Here is a 15,850-nt window from a genome sequence, read left to right as displayed (position 1 = left end):
GCCCGGCCTCCGAGCAGACATGTTGTAGAGCCGTGGGCTTTTCGCGCTGCGTCACCCATGGGGACCCAACGTTTCAGGGTGCCTTCGGGGAGCGGTTCCTCTAGGGTCGCGCGCCATGATTCGACACCTCTCCCCGCTGTCCACCCTGCGTGCGGCCTGTGCGGTCGCGCTGCTGTCCGCCCTGCCTGCGGCGGCTCAGGGGCAAGGCCCCGCGAGTCCTTCCAAGCAGGCGAAGCCCACCGTCGAAGAGGCGAAGAAGTTCGTGGAGCGCATCAACACCGAGCTCAAGCGCCTCATGGTGAAGCAGGCCACCGCCGAGTGGATCAAGTCCACGTACATCACCGACGACACCGAGCAGAACGCCGCTTGGATCAACGAGGACGTGCTGGCCTATATGAACCAGGCCATCAAGGACTCGCGCCGCTTCGACGGGCTGAAGCTGGATCCGGACACGGCTCGCACGCTGCACCTGCTGCGGGTCAACTCGTCCATCGCCGCGCCCTCGGATCCTCAGAAGCGCGCCGAGATGGCCTCCATCGCCGCCAAGCTCGAGGGCGCCTACGGTAAGGGCAAGTACTGCAAGAAGGATCAGGCCGGGAAGGAGACCTGCAAGGATCTCGGCGAGCTGGAGGATGTGATGGCCGCCAGCCGCGACTACAACGAGCTGCTCGACGCGTGGACCGGCTGGCACAGCATCTCTCCGCCCATGCGCCCGCTCTACGAGCGCTTCGTCACCCTGGGCAATGAGGGCTCCAAGGAGATCGGCTTCTCCAACACGGGCGACCTCTGGAAGTCCGCCTATGACATGTCCCCGGACGCCTTCGAGAAGGATGTCCAGCGCCTGTGGATGCAGGTGAAGCCGCTGTACGACGATCTCCACTGCTACGTGCGCGCCCGGCTCGCCCAGAAGTACGGCGCGGACAAGGTGCCCATGGGCAAGCCCATCCCGGCGCACCTGCTGGGCAACATGTGGGCCCAGGAGTGGAACAACATCTATCCCCTGGTGGAGCCGTACCCCGGGCAGGCGAACCTGGACGTGACGGCGTCGATCAAGGCGCAGAGCTATGACGCCATCAAGATGGTGAAGACGGGCGAGGGCTTCTTCACCTCGCTCGGGCTCAAGCCGCTGCCGGCCAGCTTCTGGGAGCACTCGATGCTCACCAAGCCGCGCGACCGCGAGGTCGTCTGCCACGCCAGCGCCTGGGACGTCACCTTCAACAACGATCTGCGCATCAAGATGTGCATCAAGCCCACCGAGGAGGATCTCGTCACCATCCACCACGAGCTCGGGCACGACTACTACTACACCTACTATTACAACCTCCCGGTGCTCTATCAGGCCGGTGCCAACGACGGCTTCCACGAGGCCATCGGTGACGCGATCACGCTCTCCATCACCCCGGCCTACCTCAAGCAGATCGGCCTGCTGAAGGACGTGGAGAAGAACGACAAGAACCTCATCAACCTGCAGATGAAGGACGCGCTGGACAAGGTGGCGTTCCTGCCCTTCGGTCTGCTGATCGATCAGTGGCGCTGGGACATCTTCGCGGGGAAGACCTCGCCCAAGGACTACAACAAGGCGTGGTGGGCGCTGCGCGAGAAGTACCAGGGCGTCTCCGCTCCGGTGGCGCGCTCCGAGCAGGACTTCGATCCGGGCGCCAAGTACCACGTGCCGGCCAACGTGCCGTACACGCGCTACTTCCTGGCCCGCATCCTCCAGTTCCAGTTCCACAAGGCCATGTGCGAGGCCGCGGGCTACAAGGGCCCGCTGCACGAGTGCTCCGTCTACGGGAACAAGGAGGCCGGCAAGCGGCTGCAGGCCATGCTGGAGCTGGGCGCCAGCAAGCCGTGGCAGGACGCGCTCTTCGTCATGACGGGCAAGCGCGAGATGGATGCCTCGCCCCTCATCGAGTACTTCGCTCCGCTCCACCAGTGGCTGAAGGCGCAGAACAAGGGCCAGACGTGTGGCTGGTAGCTTTCCCGTGTGGACACGGGTGGCGCGCCCGCTTACATTCTGAGGTGCTCTAACGGGTTTTCTCGTAGGGACCGGACGGCGATTTCCGCGTCCGTGAAGAACAAAGAAGAGAAGAGAGCAATGGCTACTGGAACTGTGAAGTGGTTCAACGATGCAAAGGGGTTCGGTTTCATCACTCAGGACGGCGGTGGCGAGGACGTGTTCTGCCACCACACCGCCATCAACATGGATGGCTTCCGCACCCTCCAGGAGGGGCAGAAGGTCCAGTTCGAGGTGACGCGAGGCCCCAAGGGCCTGCAGGCCCAGAACGTGCGCGCGGCCTAGCCAGCTCTCGTTCTTCGTTGCACTGGAGGGTCCGATCCGAGAGGGTCGGGCCCTCTTCGCTTTTCTGGAGGCTGTGCTTGCGTACGTTCCTGCCCCGCTCCGCTCGACTGCTCCCCCTGCTGACGATGCTCGGTTGTGCCACCGCGCAGACAGGCGCTCCCTCGGCGCCGACTGAGTCTTCGGCGCAGCCAGCGCCCGCTTCCCCGGAGGCCTCACCCATGACGTCCTCACCGAGCAAGGCTGCTCCCTCGCCCTCGCAGAAGCCGGACACCGGGGCGCTGAAGGCGGAGCTGGTGGTGAAGCACGGCGAGGCTCAGCGGGCGCGGATCGAGCGCGGCGTGGAGCAGGTGGCGGGGCTGTGGCGCCCGGAGGATGGGGATCTGGCGGCGTTTGCTCGCGAGAACTTCATCTCGGATCAGAAGGTCCTCGACGCCACTTTCGAGCGCTTCGAGCGGATCTTCGAGCAGCTCGATGGCCACTTCAACGAGCTGGGCCGTGAGCTGCGGTGGGCCTCGGACGTGGACGTGGGGCCGCTGCTGCCGGTGGACCCGGTGATGGCCGCGTACGATCCGAGCGCGCACCTCACCGATGACCTGTTCCAGTCGAAGCTCGGCTTCGTGGTGCTGCTGAACTTCCCGCTCACCACGCTGGCCGAGCGCACCGCGCACGCCCAGGACTACTCGCGCCGCCAGTGGGCCGAGATGCGGCTGGCCGGGCGCTTCTACCGGCGGGTCCCCGCCGACGTGCAGCAGGAGGTCTCCAGCGCGGGCGCGGCGGCGGATCTCTACATCGCCGAGTACAACATCTGGATGCACCACGTGCTGGACGGGAAGGAGCGGCGGCGGCCCTTCCCCAAGGGCCTGCGCCTCATCAGCCACTGGAACCTGCGCGACGAGCTCAAGGCGGACTACGCGGACAAGGAGCAGGGTCCCGCCAAGCAGCGGCTGATCATCAAGGTGATGGAGCGCATCGTCACCCAGACGATCCCGGCGATCGTCATCAACAACCCTCGGGTGGACTGGGATCCGTTCACCAACTCCGTCTCGGTGACTCCGCCGGAGGAGCTAGAGGCGGACGCCCCGGCGAAGCCGGCCACGGAGGAGCCCGCGCCCGAGCCGGACACGCGGTACGCGCGGCTGCTGGCGCACTTCCACGCCGCGCGCCACGTGGATCCCTACGTGCCGGTGGCGCCGACGCAGATCGCCCGCACCTTCGAGTTCCAGCGGGAGATCCCCGAGGAGCGGGTGAAGGCGCTGCTGACGCAGGTGCTCACCTCGCCGCTGGTGCCTCGGGTGGCGCAGCTGATCGAGCAGCGGCTGGGGCGCAAGCTGGAGCCGCAGGACTTGTGGTTCAACGGGTTCCGGCCGGGCTCCTCTCGCTCCGAGGCCGACCTGGACAAGCTGACCCGCCAGCGCTACCCGACGCCCGAGGCCTTCGCGAAGGACATCCCCCGCATCCTCCAGGGGCTGGGCTTCTCGAAGGAGCGGGCCTCGTACCTGGCCGAGCACATCCGGGTGGATCCCTCGCGCGGCGCGGGCCACGCCATGCAGGCGATGCGGCGCGGCGACTTCCCCCACCTGCGCACCCGGGTGGAGAAGGACGGGATGAACTACAAGGGCTACAACATCGCCGTGCACGAGCTGGGGCACAACGTGGAGCAGGTGTTCTCGCTCTACGACGTGGACCACACGCTGCTGTCCGGAGTGCCCAACAACGCCTTCACCGAGGCGCTGGCCTTCGTCTTCCAGGCGCGGGATCAGGAGCTGCTCGGGCTGGGCAAGCCGGACGCGGTGGCCGAGCGCGAGCGGGTGCTCAACGACTTCTGGTCCACGTGGGAGATCGCGGGCGTCGCTCTCGTGGACACCGCGGTGTGGCACTGGATGTATGACCATCCGGATGCCACGCCCGCGCAGCTCCGCGACGCGACGGCGGCGATCGCGAAGGAGATCTGGGATCGCTACTACGCGCCGGTGCTGGGAGGGCAGGGCACGCCGCTGCTGGGCATCTACAGCCACATGATCGCCTATCCCATGTACCTGCCGGACTACCCGCTGGGCCACCTGATCGCCTTCCAGATCGAGGAGCAGATGAGGCGCAAGGGCCCCCTGGGCGCGGAGTTCGAGCGCATGGCCCGCTACGGCTCGGTGACGCCGGACCAGTGGATGGTGAACGCCACGGGCTCGCCCGTGAGCGCCGAGCCGCTGCTGCGCGCCACCGAGGCCGCGCTCGGGAAATAACCGCAAGTCCGGACGGGCTGCGGGGTTTCGGCTCCGCTTTGCCATCCAGACAACGGATTCGTTACTCTGCCGGGCCTTCCCCCTCTGGATCTCCGAGGAGATTCGATTTGGCCCTGCAGAAACGAGTCCTGGTAGGAGCCATCATTGGTATTGGCCTCTCAGCCGCCCTGGTCCCCACGGGCGTGAGTGCCTACCGACGGTGGCGCAACGTCAACCACCGCGCGCAGCTCGCTGACTTCATCAAGACGGACGACAAGGAGAGCCCCTACGTCCTCACCCCGCAGGCCTCCGAGGAGCTCGAGGAGAACGAGGCCGAGGGCGCCGAGGACGAGGTCTGGGACGAGGCGATGCTGCGCAAGATGGCGCGGCGCAACTACTACGGCGAGACGACCTCCGAGTCGGCCGACGCGGTAGCCCGGATTGCTCGGCAGGAGGCGGCTCGGTGGCAGGACCTGATGCCGAAGAACCAGGCCGCGGGCCCCGATAAGAACCTGGTCTCGCCCTCGGCGATGAACGCGCCCGGCAAGACGTGGGTCAACCTGGGCCCGACGGACGCGCGCTACCAGTTCAACGGCACCGAGTACCTGCAGGTGGACTCCGGCCGCACCACGGGCATCGCGGTCAACCCCGCCAACCCGAACGTCGCCTACACCTCCACCTCGGGCGGCGGTATCTGGAAGACGTTCTCCTTCAACGAGAAGAACCCGATCTGGTACCCGATCACCGAGACGACGGGAAACCTGGCCGTCGGCGCGATCGCCATGGATCCGAACGATCCGGAGACGATCTACGCGGGCCTCGGTGACTTCACGGACTCGCCCAGCGGACACATGATGAAGAGCACCAACGGCGGCATCACCTGGTCGCCGATGGTGCGGCTGACCGGCACCTATCCCCCGGCGGGGGGCGGCGCCTCGGTGGAGGCGTTGAGCGTGCGCGCCATCGCGGTGGATCCCTCCAACTCCAACACGGTCCTGGTGGGCACCGACGTGGGCATGTTCCGCTCGGTGGATGGCGGGCAGACCTATGCGCTGGTGGACCTGCCCAACGCCACCCCGGCGATCGATGCCATCTGGTCGATTGTCTATGCTGGCACCGTCAATGGCATGAGCCGCTGGGTCGCCAGCGGCGAGGCGGGCCCGGGCGACATCTGGACCTCCAGTGACGCGGGCGCTACCTGGAGCTCGCGTGCGGTGGCCGGCGCGCTGCCCAGCACGAGCGTGGCGCGCATCGACATCGCGGGTGGCACCCCTGCCGCGGACGGGACGACGGTCATCTACGCCCAGGTGGCCGCCACCGACACGACGAGCGGCGCGGGCATCTGGCGCTCCACGGACTCCGGCGCCACGTTCGTGAGCGCCCTGGGGACGCTGCGCAACCCCACCACCTCCAGCACGAACTGCCGGAGCCAGAACGTGCAGACGGGCCAGGCCTGGTACGACCAGGTCGTCGCGGTGGATCCGGCCAACAGCAACAACGTGCTCATCGGCGGCTCGCTGTGCGCGATCCGGACGACTACTGGGACGAACTCCTCGCCCACCTGGGAGCTGGTCACCCACTGGCTGCCCTCCGGCAACGGCGGGCAGACGGCGGATGGGCGGCTGCCGTACGCGCATGCGGACTGGCATGTGCTGAAGATCGTGCGTCCGTCGACGGGTGGCTACATCGCCATCGCCGGCACGGACGGCGGCCTCTTCGTGTCGCGCAACGTCTTCACGACCAGCGCCCCCTCCGATCGCACCGTCCGGTGGGACTACCCCAACCGGGGCATCGTCTCCCATCTGTTCTACAACATCGCCTCGGGAGACGAGGCCACGGGCAACCCCTTCCTCGTCTACGGCGGCCTCCAGGACAACGGCACGCGCTACCGCGACAGCCCGGAGTTCCCGACGACGTTCAACCAGATCATCGGCGGTGACGGCATCGGCGCCGCGGCCGCGGAGTCCCCGGGCGACCGGATCTTGTATGGCTCCGTCTACAACGTGTCGATTCGCCTGTGCGATCCCGACACGATGGACTGCAACCGAGGCGAGAACTGGTTCCTCTACGGGCCCCCGCAGGACTACCCGACGCTGCCCTGCTCGGGTGACGGGACGGCCAACCAGTTCCTCACGCGCCTGCAGCCCATTCGCACCACCACGGCGGAGACCGGGCCCGCGGTCCTCACCGTCACGGACAAGGGCGTGTGGCGCTACGTGGGTGATCCGTTCTTCTCCAGCAACTCCTGGGAGATGCTCGGGGACCCGGCGGGCCCGCCCGATACCGGGGCGTGCTCCTCTGGCATCCACCGCAACCTCTTCCCGTCGACCGTGTGGGACGGTCTGATCGGCGTGGCCACCAGCGGCGGCCGCTTCCGCGTGACGAGCAACTGCACGCTGACCACTCCGGCCAGCCAGTGCACCTGGACGCGCAGCAATCTGCTCGGGGTTGACCTCAACAACGACGGTACGCTCTCCACGGACGAGCGGATGCTGAGCACCTCCAGCATCGACTTCCCGCCGGGCCCCTCGGGCAAGCCGCTGGGGGATGTCTTCGTCGTGGCGAGCGTGGCCACGACGACCAGCGCGGGCACTCCGATTCCGGACGCCCTGGGCCACCTGTTCATCACCCAGGATCGCGGCCAGACGTTCCAGCCGCTCAAGGGCAACGGCACCAGCGACCTGCCCAACCTGCCGGTGGACGTGGTCCGCTACGATCCCAGCGACACCACGAACCAGACGATCTACGTGGGCAACTTCATCGGCGTGTACCGCACCACGGACGGTGGCCAGACGTGGCAGCGCTTCGGCGCGGGCATGCCCATGGTCTGGGTGGATGACCTCTTCCTCAGCAAGACGGGCGCCTTCGTGCGCGCGGCCACCTTCGGCCGAGGCCTCTGGGAGATCTACCCGTCCGCCACGGCGGAGAAGGGTGTCAACGGCAACGGGGACTGGGATCGCAACCTGCAGATCGACTTCCAGGACATCCTGGCCACCTCCAGCCGCCTGGGCACTTCGCCGGCCACCACCGAGACTCCCTTCTACGAGTGGAACCAGGACATGACGGGCCAGGTAAACGGTATCGATGACGCTGACCTCTCCGCGCTGCTGCAGCACTTCGGAGGCCGGCCGTGAACAGCCACTCTCTTTTCTCGGAGCAGACGACCTTGCGGTTCAAGACACTCTTTTCCGTGCTCCTCGTCGGGCTGACGGTGCTCGCCGGGTGCGGGGAGGACACCTCCAAGCGGACGCTGGCCTTCACCACCCAGCCCTCGGACGGTACGGCGGATCAGGCGCTGAGCAGCTTCCAGATCACCCTGCGCAACGAGGACGGCAAGACCGTCACGGACGCCAAGGGTGAGGTGGAGCTGTCGCTCTACGCGGGGCCCGAGGGCGCGACGCTGGAGGGAACCCTCCGCCAGCCGCTCTCGAAGGGGCAGGCCACGTTCTCGGACATCTCGGTGCCCAAGGTGGGCAGCGGGTTCGTCCTCAAGGCCGCCTTCTCGGGCAAGGAGGCCGTCAGCACGCCGTTCGCGGTGTCGCACGGCGCCGCGAAGGGCCTCGAGATCGTCGTGGGCCCGAGCGAGGCGACGGTGGGGCAGCCCATCGCGCCGACCGTCCAGGTGCGCGTGGTGGATGCTCACGGCAACGCGGCGACTGGCGCCTCGGGTGAGGTGTCCGCCACGCTCGTGGATCCGGCGAACACGGGCGCGCAGATCCTGGGTGCTCGCACGGCGACGGTCTCCCAGGGGGTCGCCACGTTCAGCGATCTCATGGTCGACAAGGTGGGTGACTTCACCCTGAAGTTCAGCGCCGCGAGCCTCAAGGTGGCGGAGAGCACCCCCTTCAAGGTCAAGCCCGGCAACGGCTTGTGGCTGGCCTTCACCAGCCAGCCGGCCAGCGCCACCGCGGGCGAGCTGCTGGGCACGGTGAAGGTGGAGGCGCGTGACTCGCATGGCAACGTGGACGACAGGGCCACGGGCGAGGTGCTGGTGAAGCTCGGCAGTGCCAACGGCGCCAGCCTCTCCGGGACGCAGCATGCCTCGTTCACCCAGGGCGTGGCGACGTTCGCGGATCTCAAGGTGGTGAAGGCCGGCAGCGGCTACACCCTCGAGGCGTCCTCCGGGCAGCAGCGGATCCCCGCGACCAGCCAGGAGTTCGTCATCTCGCCGGCGGCCGCCGCGAAGGTGTCGTTCGCCGCGGCTCCCTCCGCCGCCACCGCGGGCGTGGGGTTCAGCCCGGCTCCCAGCGTGCATGTGGAGGATGCGTTCGGCAATGCGACCAGCGGCACGGTCCACGTCGATCTGGTCTCTCCGCCCGCGGGCGTGACGCTCCAGGGCACCACGCAGGCGGACGCCACCAGCGGGGATGTCACCTTCAGCGGCCTGAGCCTCCAGAAGGCGGGCAGCTACACCCTGCGGGCCACGGTGGGCGCCAGCGGGCCCAGCGCGACGAGCGGGGCGTTCAGCGTGACCGCGGCTGCGGCGTCCTCCGTGCAGTTCACGGCGTCGCCCACCTCCGCCGTGGCGGGCAAGGGCTTCTCGCCCGCGGTGAGCGTGCAGGTGACGGATGCGTTCGGCAACGCGGCTCAGGGCACCGTCCACGTGGGGTTGCTCTCCGCGCCCACGGGCGTGACGCTCCAGGGCCTCACGGATGTGGAGGCCACCAACGGTCAGGCCACCTTCAGCGGCCTGAGCCTCCAGAAGGCGGGCAGCTACACCCTGCAGGCCACGGTGGGCGCCAGCGGTCCCTCCGGGGCCAGCCAGTCTCTGAACGTGAGCGCCGCCCCCGCGGAGCATGTGTCGTTCACCGCCGGCCCCACCGCGGCCGTGGCGGGCTCGGCGTTCTCTCCCGCCGTGAGCGTGCAGGTGACGGATGCGTTCGGCAACCTGGCCGATGGCACCGTCCGGCTCGAGCTGGCCGCTGCGCCCACGAGCGCGGCGCTGCAGGGCACCACGGAGCTGGCGGTCACCAACGGCCTGGCCACCTTCGACGGGCTGAGCGCTCAGCGCGCGGGCTCGTACCGGCTGCGGTCCGTGGTCGTGGGAGGCGGCAGCGCGACGGGTGACGCCTTCACCGTGACGCACGCGGCCCCCGCGCAGCTGGCGTTCGCGACCCAGCCCCAGGGTGGACCGTCCAACCTGCCGCTGAGCCAGGCCCCCGTCGTCGAGGTCTCCGATGCCTACGGCAACCTGGCGTCCACGGCCTCGGGGACTGTCACGGTCGCCCTGGGCAACAACCCCGCCTCCGCGGCCCTGAAGGGCACGCTCTCGGTGCCGGTGGCGAACGGCCGGGCTGCCTTCAAGGACCTGGGCGTGGATCAGGCCGGTACGGGCTACACCCTGCGCGCCTCCCTGGATGTGATCACGGCGGACAGCGCGGGCTTCGACGTCGGGGCCGCCATCACGGCGCTCGTCTACACCGATCCCACGGGGGGCGATCTCCGCCTCGTGCGCAACCCGGCCTCGACCCCCACGCTGCTGGTCCTGGATCTGGTGGCGTCGAAGGAGCTGAAGGGCTTCGGCGTGGGCTTCAACCTGCCGGCGGATGCGTCCCGCGTGCGCCTGGCCACCGATGGGTTCGTGCCCGGCTCGGCGCTGCCTCCGGGGCATAACCCCATGGCCGCCAAGGCCGTGCTGCCCGCCAGCGGGCCGATGCAGGGCGTGCTCGTCACCGCTCAGAGCCAGAAGGCGGATGGGGCGGGCGCGGTGCCTACCGATTCGACCATCGCCCAGGGCACCGTGCTGTACACGCTGAAGCTCGAGCTGGCGCCGGGAGCCACGCCGGGCACCGTCTTTGACGGGACCACCGGCCCCATCGCCGCGTTCAACGGCGCGCTGCGCACCCGCGCCGGGGTGGACGTGGTGAGCCGCAACGGCTTCGGGATCGGCCGCCTCATCGTCATCGGGCCGTAATCGGCTCCGAGCGCGACGAGGCATGGAAGGACCTCGCCGCCCCAGCACCGGGGCGGCGAGGAGCAGCAGGGGAGCGCTAGAAGTTGACGCCCAGGCGCAGCATGGCCAGCGGCCCGCTGCTGTTGGAGGCGCGCGGCATGTACCAGCCTCCCATCAGCGACAGATCCACCACGTCCCAGGTGTAGCCCACCACGCCGCCGCTGAGCAGCTCGAACTCGCGGCCCGTGTGCCCCAGCTCTCCCTCCTCGTCCTCCACCTCCTGCTGGATGCGCGCGTTGGCGCCGACCATCAGGCGCTCGGTGAGCAGGTAGCCCACGCCCGCGTGGCCCTCGATGTCCATGCCGCCGTGGCTCAGCTCCCGGCCCGCCACCAGGTTGCCCGTGGCCAGCAGCTTGCCGAAGCGCCGCCCCACCGCGAAGAAGCTCTCCACCTCGCCGCCGTCGGACTGGAAGCCCACCTGCTTGTAGCGCAGGCCTCCCGAGGCGTTCAGCCCGTGCTCGCTCTGGCGCAGGAACTGGTACTTGCCCTGGGCGATCGGCGTGAAGCCATGGGAGCCATTGCGCAGCTCCGCGCCAGCCCGCAGGGCCAGGTGCTTCACCAGCACCACCTCCACCTGCTGAGTCACTCCGTAGCCCTGCTCCGAGTCGCTCGAGGTGGCCTGGCCCGTCGTCTCCGCGCGCACATCCGTGGGCGGAGTGGCCGCGCTCTCGGACAGCGGGAAGAAGCGGTCCATGCTGTCGAGGCGCTGCTCCAAGGGAGACGGCTCATCGGCGAAGGCCACGGGTGCCAGAAGCACCCCTGCGGCTACGAGGAGGGATTTGTTCATGGGGGGCGATATTACCGCCATCGCCCCGCCAGACCATGGCTGTTCCCAGGCCGCTCTGAAGCCCCTGCCTCTTTCCCGGGGGCCTTCCGGGCTAGTGCTTGGACGTGTCGCCGGGGAGGCTCACCAGCTCCACGTCGAACACGAGGACGGAGTTCGGGATGATCTTGGAGCTCGGGGGAGGGCGGTCGCCGTAGGCGGTCTTGGCGGGGCACACGAGCCTGGCCTGCCCGCCGACCTTCATCTTCTGGATGCCCTCCGTCCAGCAGGGGATGACCCCGTTGAGGGGGAACTCGGCGATCTGGCCGTGCTTGTACGAGCTGTCGAACTCATCACCACTGATGAGCGTGCCCCGGTAGTTGACGCCCACGGTGTCCGTGGACTTGGGGCTGGGACCGGTGCCCGCCTTCACCTCCTTGTAGACGACGCCCGAGGGGAGCTTCACCGCGCCCTTCTCCTGCGCGGCCCTCTGCAGGAAGGCCTCGTTGGCCTTGTCCTGCCTGCCCTGGGTCAGCGCCTGCATCGCGCGGGGAGCACCATAGCGATCCACGTCCACGGCGGGAGGGGCGCCAGTGTTGCCCTCCGTGAGGCCTCTCTTGAAGAGCTCCAGCTCGGAGGGGCTCATGCCGAGCAGGGTGAGGCTCTTTCCGTAGTTGTACCCAAATGAATAGAGGGTCTTCTCGTCATCCGTCTGCGGCTGGGCGGCGCTGGACGCCGGGGGCTGCGTCGCGGTGGACGCTGGCTTCGCCTTGCCCTGGGCTCGCGCCTGGGAGGCCATGAGGCCGATGACCATCGTCGCCAACAACATCGTTCGCATGCTGTCTCCTCTCGCAAGAGCGGCGAAACTATAGGGCTCCCCTCGAGCCAGCCGGCCGTTTTCTTGCCAGCGCTCTGTTTGCTTCTACCCTGCGCAACAGCCTGCTTCACGGTGGGAGCAGGTTGTTGCAACACGCGAGGGACCAGATGAGCGAACAGCGGAAGGCGAAGCGGGCTCCAATCGACATTTATCTGAACAAGTACATGGGCGGAGTGCCCTACCTGACCCGCGCCTCCGACATCAGCCAGGAGGGCCTCAGCCTGGCGCAGCTCATCGAGCCGCAGCACCACGCGCGGCGGGTGGGCCTCCAGTTCCAGCTGCCGGGCTCGGAAGAGGTCATCTACGCGGAGGGCGAGGTGGTGCGCGAGTGGGCCGAGCTGGATCTGGCTCGCCGCGAGCACTCCGGTATCCGCTTCACGCTCCTCACCGAGCGGCACCGCCGGATGATCGACGCCTACGTCAGCAAGAACGCCCAGGGAAACTGACGCGTCGCGTCGCGGTTTGGGGCTTCCAGAGCGGGGACTGGCAGCAAGCGGGCGTGCTCCGGTGGGAGCGCGCCTTGACTTGGTGGAGAGCCGGTCTGTTGAATGGCTCGCCATTCAGTCGCGTCGACTCACCGTATGTGAGGACGGAGGCCCCCCGTGAAGCGCTCGTTGTGGATGCTGGCCCTGGTCGTGCCGCTGTCGGCTGCCGCCCAGGGCAAGGATGCGAAGCCTGCTGCCCCCGTGGCCGCCCCCGCCGCGAAGCCCGAGGCGGGCGTCAACTGGGAGGGACAGATCCTCCGGGCCACCGGGGCGGGCGCTCCGGACCTGAAGGCCTCCAACCCGGCCCAGGCGCGGCTGGGCGCCGAGCGCGCGGCGAAGATGGACGCGTTCCGCAACCTGCTGGAGCAGGCCAAGGGCGTGCAGATCAGCGCCGGCCACACGGTAGGTGACGCCATGGCCAGCGACGAGGTTCGCGGCCGCGTCGAGGGCGTCGTCCGCGGCTTCAAGGTCGTCAACAAGCGCTACTACTCGGACAGCGGCGTGGAGATGGACGTGGAGGTGCCGCTGTCGGCGCTCACGTCCGCGCTCACGCCGGCGCCGGCCACGGACGCGGCCATTGCTGTGAACACGCAGGGCCCGCAGAAGTACACCGGGCTGGTGGTGGACGCTCGGGGGCTGGGCGCCAGGCCCGTGCTCGCGCCGCGCCTGCTGGATGCGGCCGGCAAGCCCGTCTACGGCCCGGAGGCCCTCTCCGCCGACGCCCGCAAGTCCTCGGCGGTGGCGGCCTGGTACAAGAGCCTCGAGGATGCGCAGAAGAGCGTGCTGGTGGGCGAGAAGCCCCTGGTCGTGAAGGCGTCACAGCTGCAGGGCTCGGATCTGGTGCTGACCGAGGACGCGCTGAAGAAGCTCACTGAAGCCAATGCCGCGTTCCTGGCCGAGGGCCGGGTGGCGATCGTCACGCAGTAACGTGAGGGCGGACATGAAGGCGCTGAAGCTGACGGTACTCTCTTGTCTGCTGGCCGCGGTGGCGCTGGCTGCCGACGCACAGCCTGAGCTCGTCACCCAGGAGGCCACGGGTGAGGCCGCCATCGTGGACAACAACCGCGACAAGGCCGTCCAGGACGCGAAGAACGCCGCGCTTCGGGAGGCGGTGGAGAAGGTGGCGGGGGTGATGCTGTCGTCGGACACGGTGACGGCCAACAACCAGCTCGTCAGCGACCGGATCTTCACGAACAGCGCGGGCTACGTCCGCAGGTACGACATCCTCGAGAAGAAGGAGGAGGGCGGGGTGATGAAGGTCACCGTCCGCGCGGAGGTGGGTACCGCCCAGCTCGACAAGGATCTGCAGGCGGTGAAGGCGCTCGTCCGCCGGCTGTCGAGCAGCCGCCTGCTCGTCGTGCTGCAGGAGCAGTCGGTGTCGTCCGACAAGGTCATCACCCAGACCAACGTCTTGTCACAGACCCTGGCGGAGACCTTCCAGAAGGACGGGTGGCGCATCATCGATCCGGCGTTCGCGGCCGGGAAGCTGGAGGTCTCCTCGGGCGTGTCGCTGCTCACGCCCGACAAGAAGGTCATCCAGGATCTGCGGAGCGCGGACTACATCGTCACGGGGACGGTGTCGATGCGCTACGAGTCGGCGAAGGCCGCCTTCGAGCTGAACAACTACTTCCCGGTGACGGGGGAGTTCGAGCTGGCGGTGTTCGCCACGGACTCGGGGACGCAGCTCGCGCACCTGAGCGACAAGTTCGACAGCCAGGGGGTGCCGGTCTCCGTGTCCTACGAGCGGACCGCGCACAGCATCGCGAAGACCCGCGGCCAGAAGATCGTCGAGGACGTGCGCAAGGCCGTGGTGGACTACCTGTCGAAGTCGGAGCAGAACGGCAACTCGGTGGTGGTGACGGTGACGGGGCTGGCGGACTACGCCTCGGTGAGCGAGTTCAAGAAGCTGCTCGCCCAGACGGTCACCGGCCTGAAGGACGTGAAGCAGGGAGACTTCACCAAGGGCAAGGCGACCTTCGACGCGCTCCTGGTGGGCACCACGGATGACTTCGCCGCGGCCCTGAGCAAGAAGACGTACAAGGGCAAGAAGGTCAGCGTGACGGGGATTACAGGCAACACGGTCGAGATCACCCTGGCACGCTGATGCGCGGCTGGGGCTGGGCCACGGTGGTGCTGGGGATGGTGGGCTGCGCCGGGCGCTCGGACGAGCCGGCGACGATGGCCCAGGCCCGGGAGCTGCTACGCAACGCCGAGGCGCCCAGCGGGGATGTCGTCCTCCGCTGCGAGCCACCGGATGGAGAAGTGTCGCTGGATGGAGTCACCCAGGGGTCCTGCACGGACTTCCAGGGCGCGCCCCGAGGGCTGCGCGTGGGCGAGGGGATGCATCAGATCGAGGTGAAGAAGGAAGGCTTCTGGCCGTACACCACGTACCTCGAACCCCATGGAGCCAAGACCGTGCTGAACGTACGGCTCCGGCCGATGGGGACCGAGGCGACTCCCAAGAGGGGTGCTCCGTGAAGGGATGGCTCAGTTCGACCGTTGGCGCGCGGGGGCTGCTGGTGGCCGCGCTGGTGTTGCCGGGGCTCGCGCTGGCGAGCATCGGGAAGGTCTCCTTGTTGGAGGGGACGGCGAAGCGCACGAACGGTGAGCAGTCGCAGGCGCTCCATGCCGACTCGGAGCTCGAGCTCAACGACACCATCGAGGTAGGCGCTGCCTCCAACGTGAAGATCACGCTGAACGACGAGAGCGTGCTCATGCTCGGGGAGCGCAGCCGGCTGGTGATCGACGAGGCCACGTTCGAGGGCCAGGAGCGCAAGGGGTTCATCGCCACGCTGGGGTTCGGCAAGGTCTGGGCTCACGTGAAGAAGGCGCTGGCGGGCTCGGACTCGAAGTTCGAGGTGAAGACCGAGCGCGCGGTGGCGGGTGTGCGAGGCACCATCTTCCGGGTGGACTACGGCGAGACGGCGAAGGCGACCCTGCCGGCGCAGAAGCTGCGCATGGTGGTGCGCGTGGTGGAGGGGCGCGTGATGGTGGCGGCCCAGGTGCCCAAGAAGGCGGAGGCCCCATCATCGTCCAGCCAGGGCGGGAAGAAGGGGGATCGCAAGCTGGTGGCCGGGCCCCAGCAGATCACCCAGCAGCAGTGGGAGCAGAAGTTCGTCGAGCTCCAGGCCCGCCAGCAGGTGGAGGTGGGTGAGGAGATGACCGCGAGGCCCCTGGACACGAACGCCATGAAGGATGCGTTTGGCCGCTTCGTGGATCGCAACCAGTAGGCTGCCGAAGAGGAGTCGTGTCATCGG

General features: G+C 68.3%; 12 protein-coding genes. 10 read left to right on the top strand and 2 right to left on the bottom strand.

Annotation, left to right across the window (positions count from 1 at the left end; translation table 11 throughout):
* Nucleotides 1-115: 115 nt before the first annotated feature.
* The 5 genes from ACJ8AT_RS01215 to ACJ8AT_RS01195 all read left to right on the top strand — a co-directional run bounded on the left by ACJ8AT_RS01215 (nt 116) and on the right by ACJ8AT_RS01195 (nt 10,429).
* Nucleotides 116-1,975, top strand: coding sequence for a M2 family metallopeptidase (locus tag ACJ8AT_RS01215; RefSeq protein ID WP_407735662.1), 1,860 nt, complete (start codon nt 116-118; stop codon nt 1,973-1,975).
* Nucleotides 1,976-2,095: 120 nt separating this feature from the next.
* Nucleotides 2,096-2,299 carry a cold-shock protein gene (locus ACJ8AT_RS01210; RefSeq protein ID WP_321550266.1) on the top strand — a complete coding sequence of 68 codons (204 nt, stop codon included), beginning with the start codon at nt 2,096-2,098 and terminating at the stop codon, nt 2,297-2,299.
* 218 nt (nt 2,300-2,517) lie between these two features.
* On the top strand, nt 2,518-4,536 hold the full coding sequence (locus tag ACJ8AT_RS01205; RefSeq protein ID WP_407735661.1) for a hypothetical protein: 2,019 nt from the start codon (nt 2,518-2,520) through the stop codon (nt 4,534-4,536).
* Between the two features lie 107 nt (nt 4,537-4,643).
* Complete coding sequence (locus ACJ8AT_RS01200; protein WP_407735660.1) at nt 4,644-7,649, top strand: hypothetical protein; 3,006 nt, start codon at nt 4,644-4,646, stop codon at nt 7,647-7,649.
* Nucleotides 7,650-7,681: 32 nt separating this feature from the next.
* Nucleotides 7,682-10,429 (top strand): hypothetical protein, encoded by a 2,748-nt coding sequence (locus ACJ8AT_RS01195; protein ID WP_407735659.1) that lies wholly within the window; start codon nt 7,682-7,684, stop codon nt 10,427-10,429.
* Nucleotides 10,430-10,505: 76 nt separating this feature from the next.
* On the opposite strand, the gene ACJ8AT_RS01190 is transcribed toward ACJ8AT_RS01195, so the two are convergent.
* Together ACJ8AT_RS01190 and ACJ8AT_RS01185 are read right to left on the bottom strand one after the other, a co-directional pair.
* The gene (locus tag ACJ8AT_RS01190) at nt 10,506-11,255 is read right to left on the bottom strand and encodes a hypothetical protein (protein WP_407735658.1); all 750 of its coding nucleotides are present in this window, start codon (nt 11,253-11,255) and stop codon (nt 10,506-10,508) included.
* A 91-nt stretch (nt 11,256-11,346) separates the two neighbouring features.
* Nucleotides 11,347-12,069: an FKBP-type peptidyl-prolyl cis-trans isomerase gene (locus tag ACJ8AT_RS01185; RefSeq protein ID WP_407735657.1), complete on the bottom strand. Its 723-nt coding sequence runs from the start codon at nt 12,067-12,069 to the stop codon at nt 11,347-11,349.
* Between the two features lie 146 nt (nt 12,070-12,215).
* Between ACJ8AT_RS01185 and ACJ8AT_RS01180 the strand changes: the two genes are divergently transcribed.
* The 5 genes from ACJ8AT_RS01180 (at nt 12,216) to ACJ8AT_RS01160 (ending at nt 15,823) form a co-directional block, all read left to right on the top strand.
* On the top strand, nt 12,216-12,554 hold the full coding sequence (locus tag ACJ8AT_RS01180) for a PilZ domain-containing protein (RefSeq protein WP_407735656.1): 339 nt from the start codon (nt 12,216-12,218) through the stop codon (nt 12,552-12,554).
* 156 nt (nt 12,555-12,710) lie between these two features.
* Nucleotides 12,711-13,520, top strand: a complete 810-nt coding sequence (locus ACJ8AT_RS01175) for an LPP20 family lipoprotein (RefSeq protein ID WP_407735655.1) — start codon at nt 12,711-12,713, stop codon at nt 13,518-13,520.
* Between the two features lie 13 nt (nt 13,521-13,533).
* Nucleotides 13,534-14,697, top strand: a complete 1,164-nt coding sequence (locus tag ACJ8AT_RS01170; protein ID WP_407735654.1) for a flagellar assembly protein T N-terminal domain-containing protein — start codon at nt 13,534-13,536, stop codon at nt 14,695-14,697.
* Entirely contained in the window at nt 14,697-15,071 is a 375-nt protein-coding gene (locus tag ACJ8AT_RS01165) for a PEGA domain-containing protein (protein WP_407735653.1), read from the top strand. The genes ACJ8AT_RS01170 and ACJ8AT_RS01165 overlap by 1 nt, the downstream gene beginning before the upstream one ends.
* Nucleotides 15,068-15,823, top strand: a complete 756-nt coding sequence (locus ACJ8AT_RS01160; protein WP_407735652.1) for a FecR domain-containing protein — start codon at nt 15,068-15,070, stop codon at nt 15,821-15,823. Before ACJ8AT_RS01165 ends, ACJ8AT_RS01160 begins: the two co-directional genes overlap by 4 nt.
* Nucleotides 15,824-15,850 lie beyond the last annotated feature (27 nt).

This window comes from Hyalangium sp. (assembly GCF_045802625.1).
Lineage (GTDB): Bacteria > Myxococcota > Myxococcia > Myxococcales > Myxococcaceae > Hyalangium.
The sequence above is the reverse complement of the archived record's forward strand: the minus strand, read 5'-3'. Positions and strand labels throughout refer to the sequence as shown.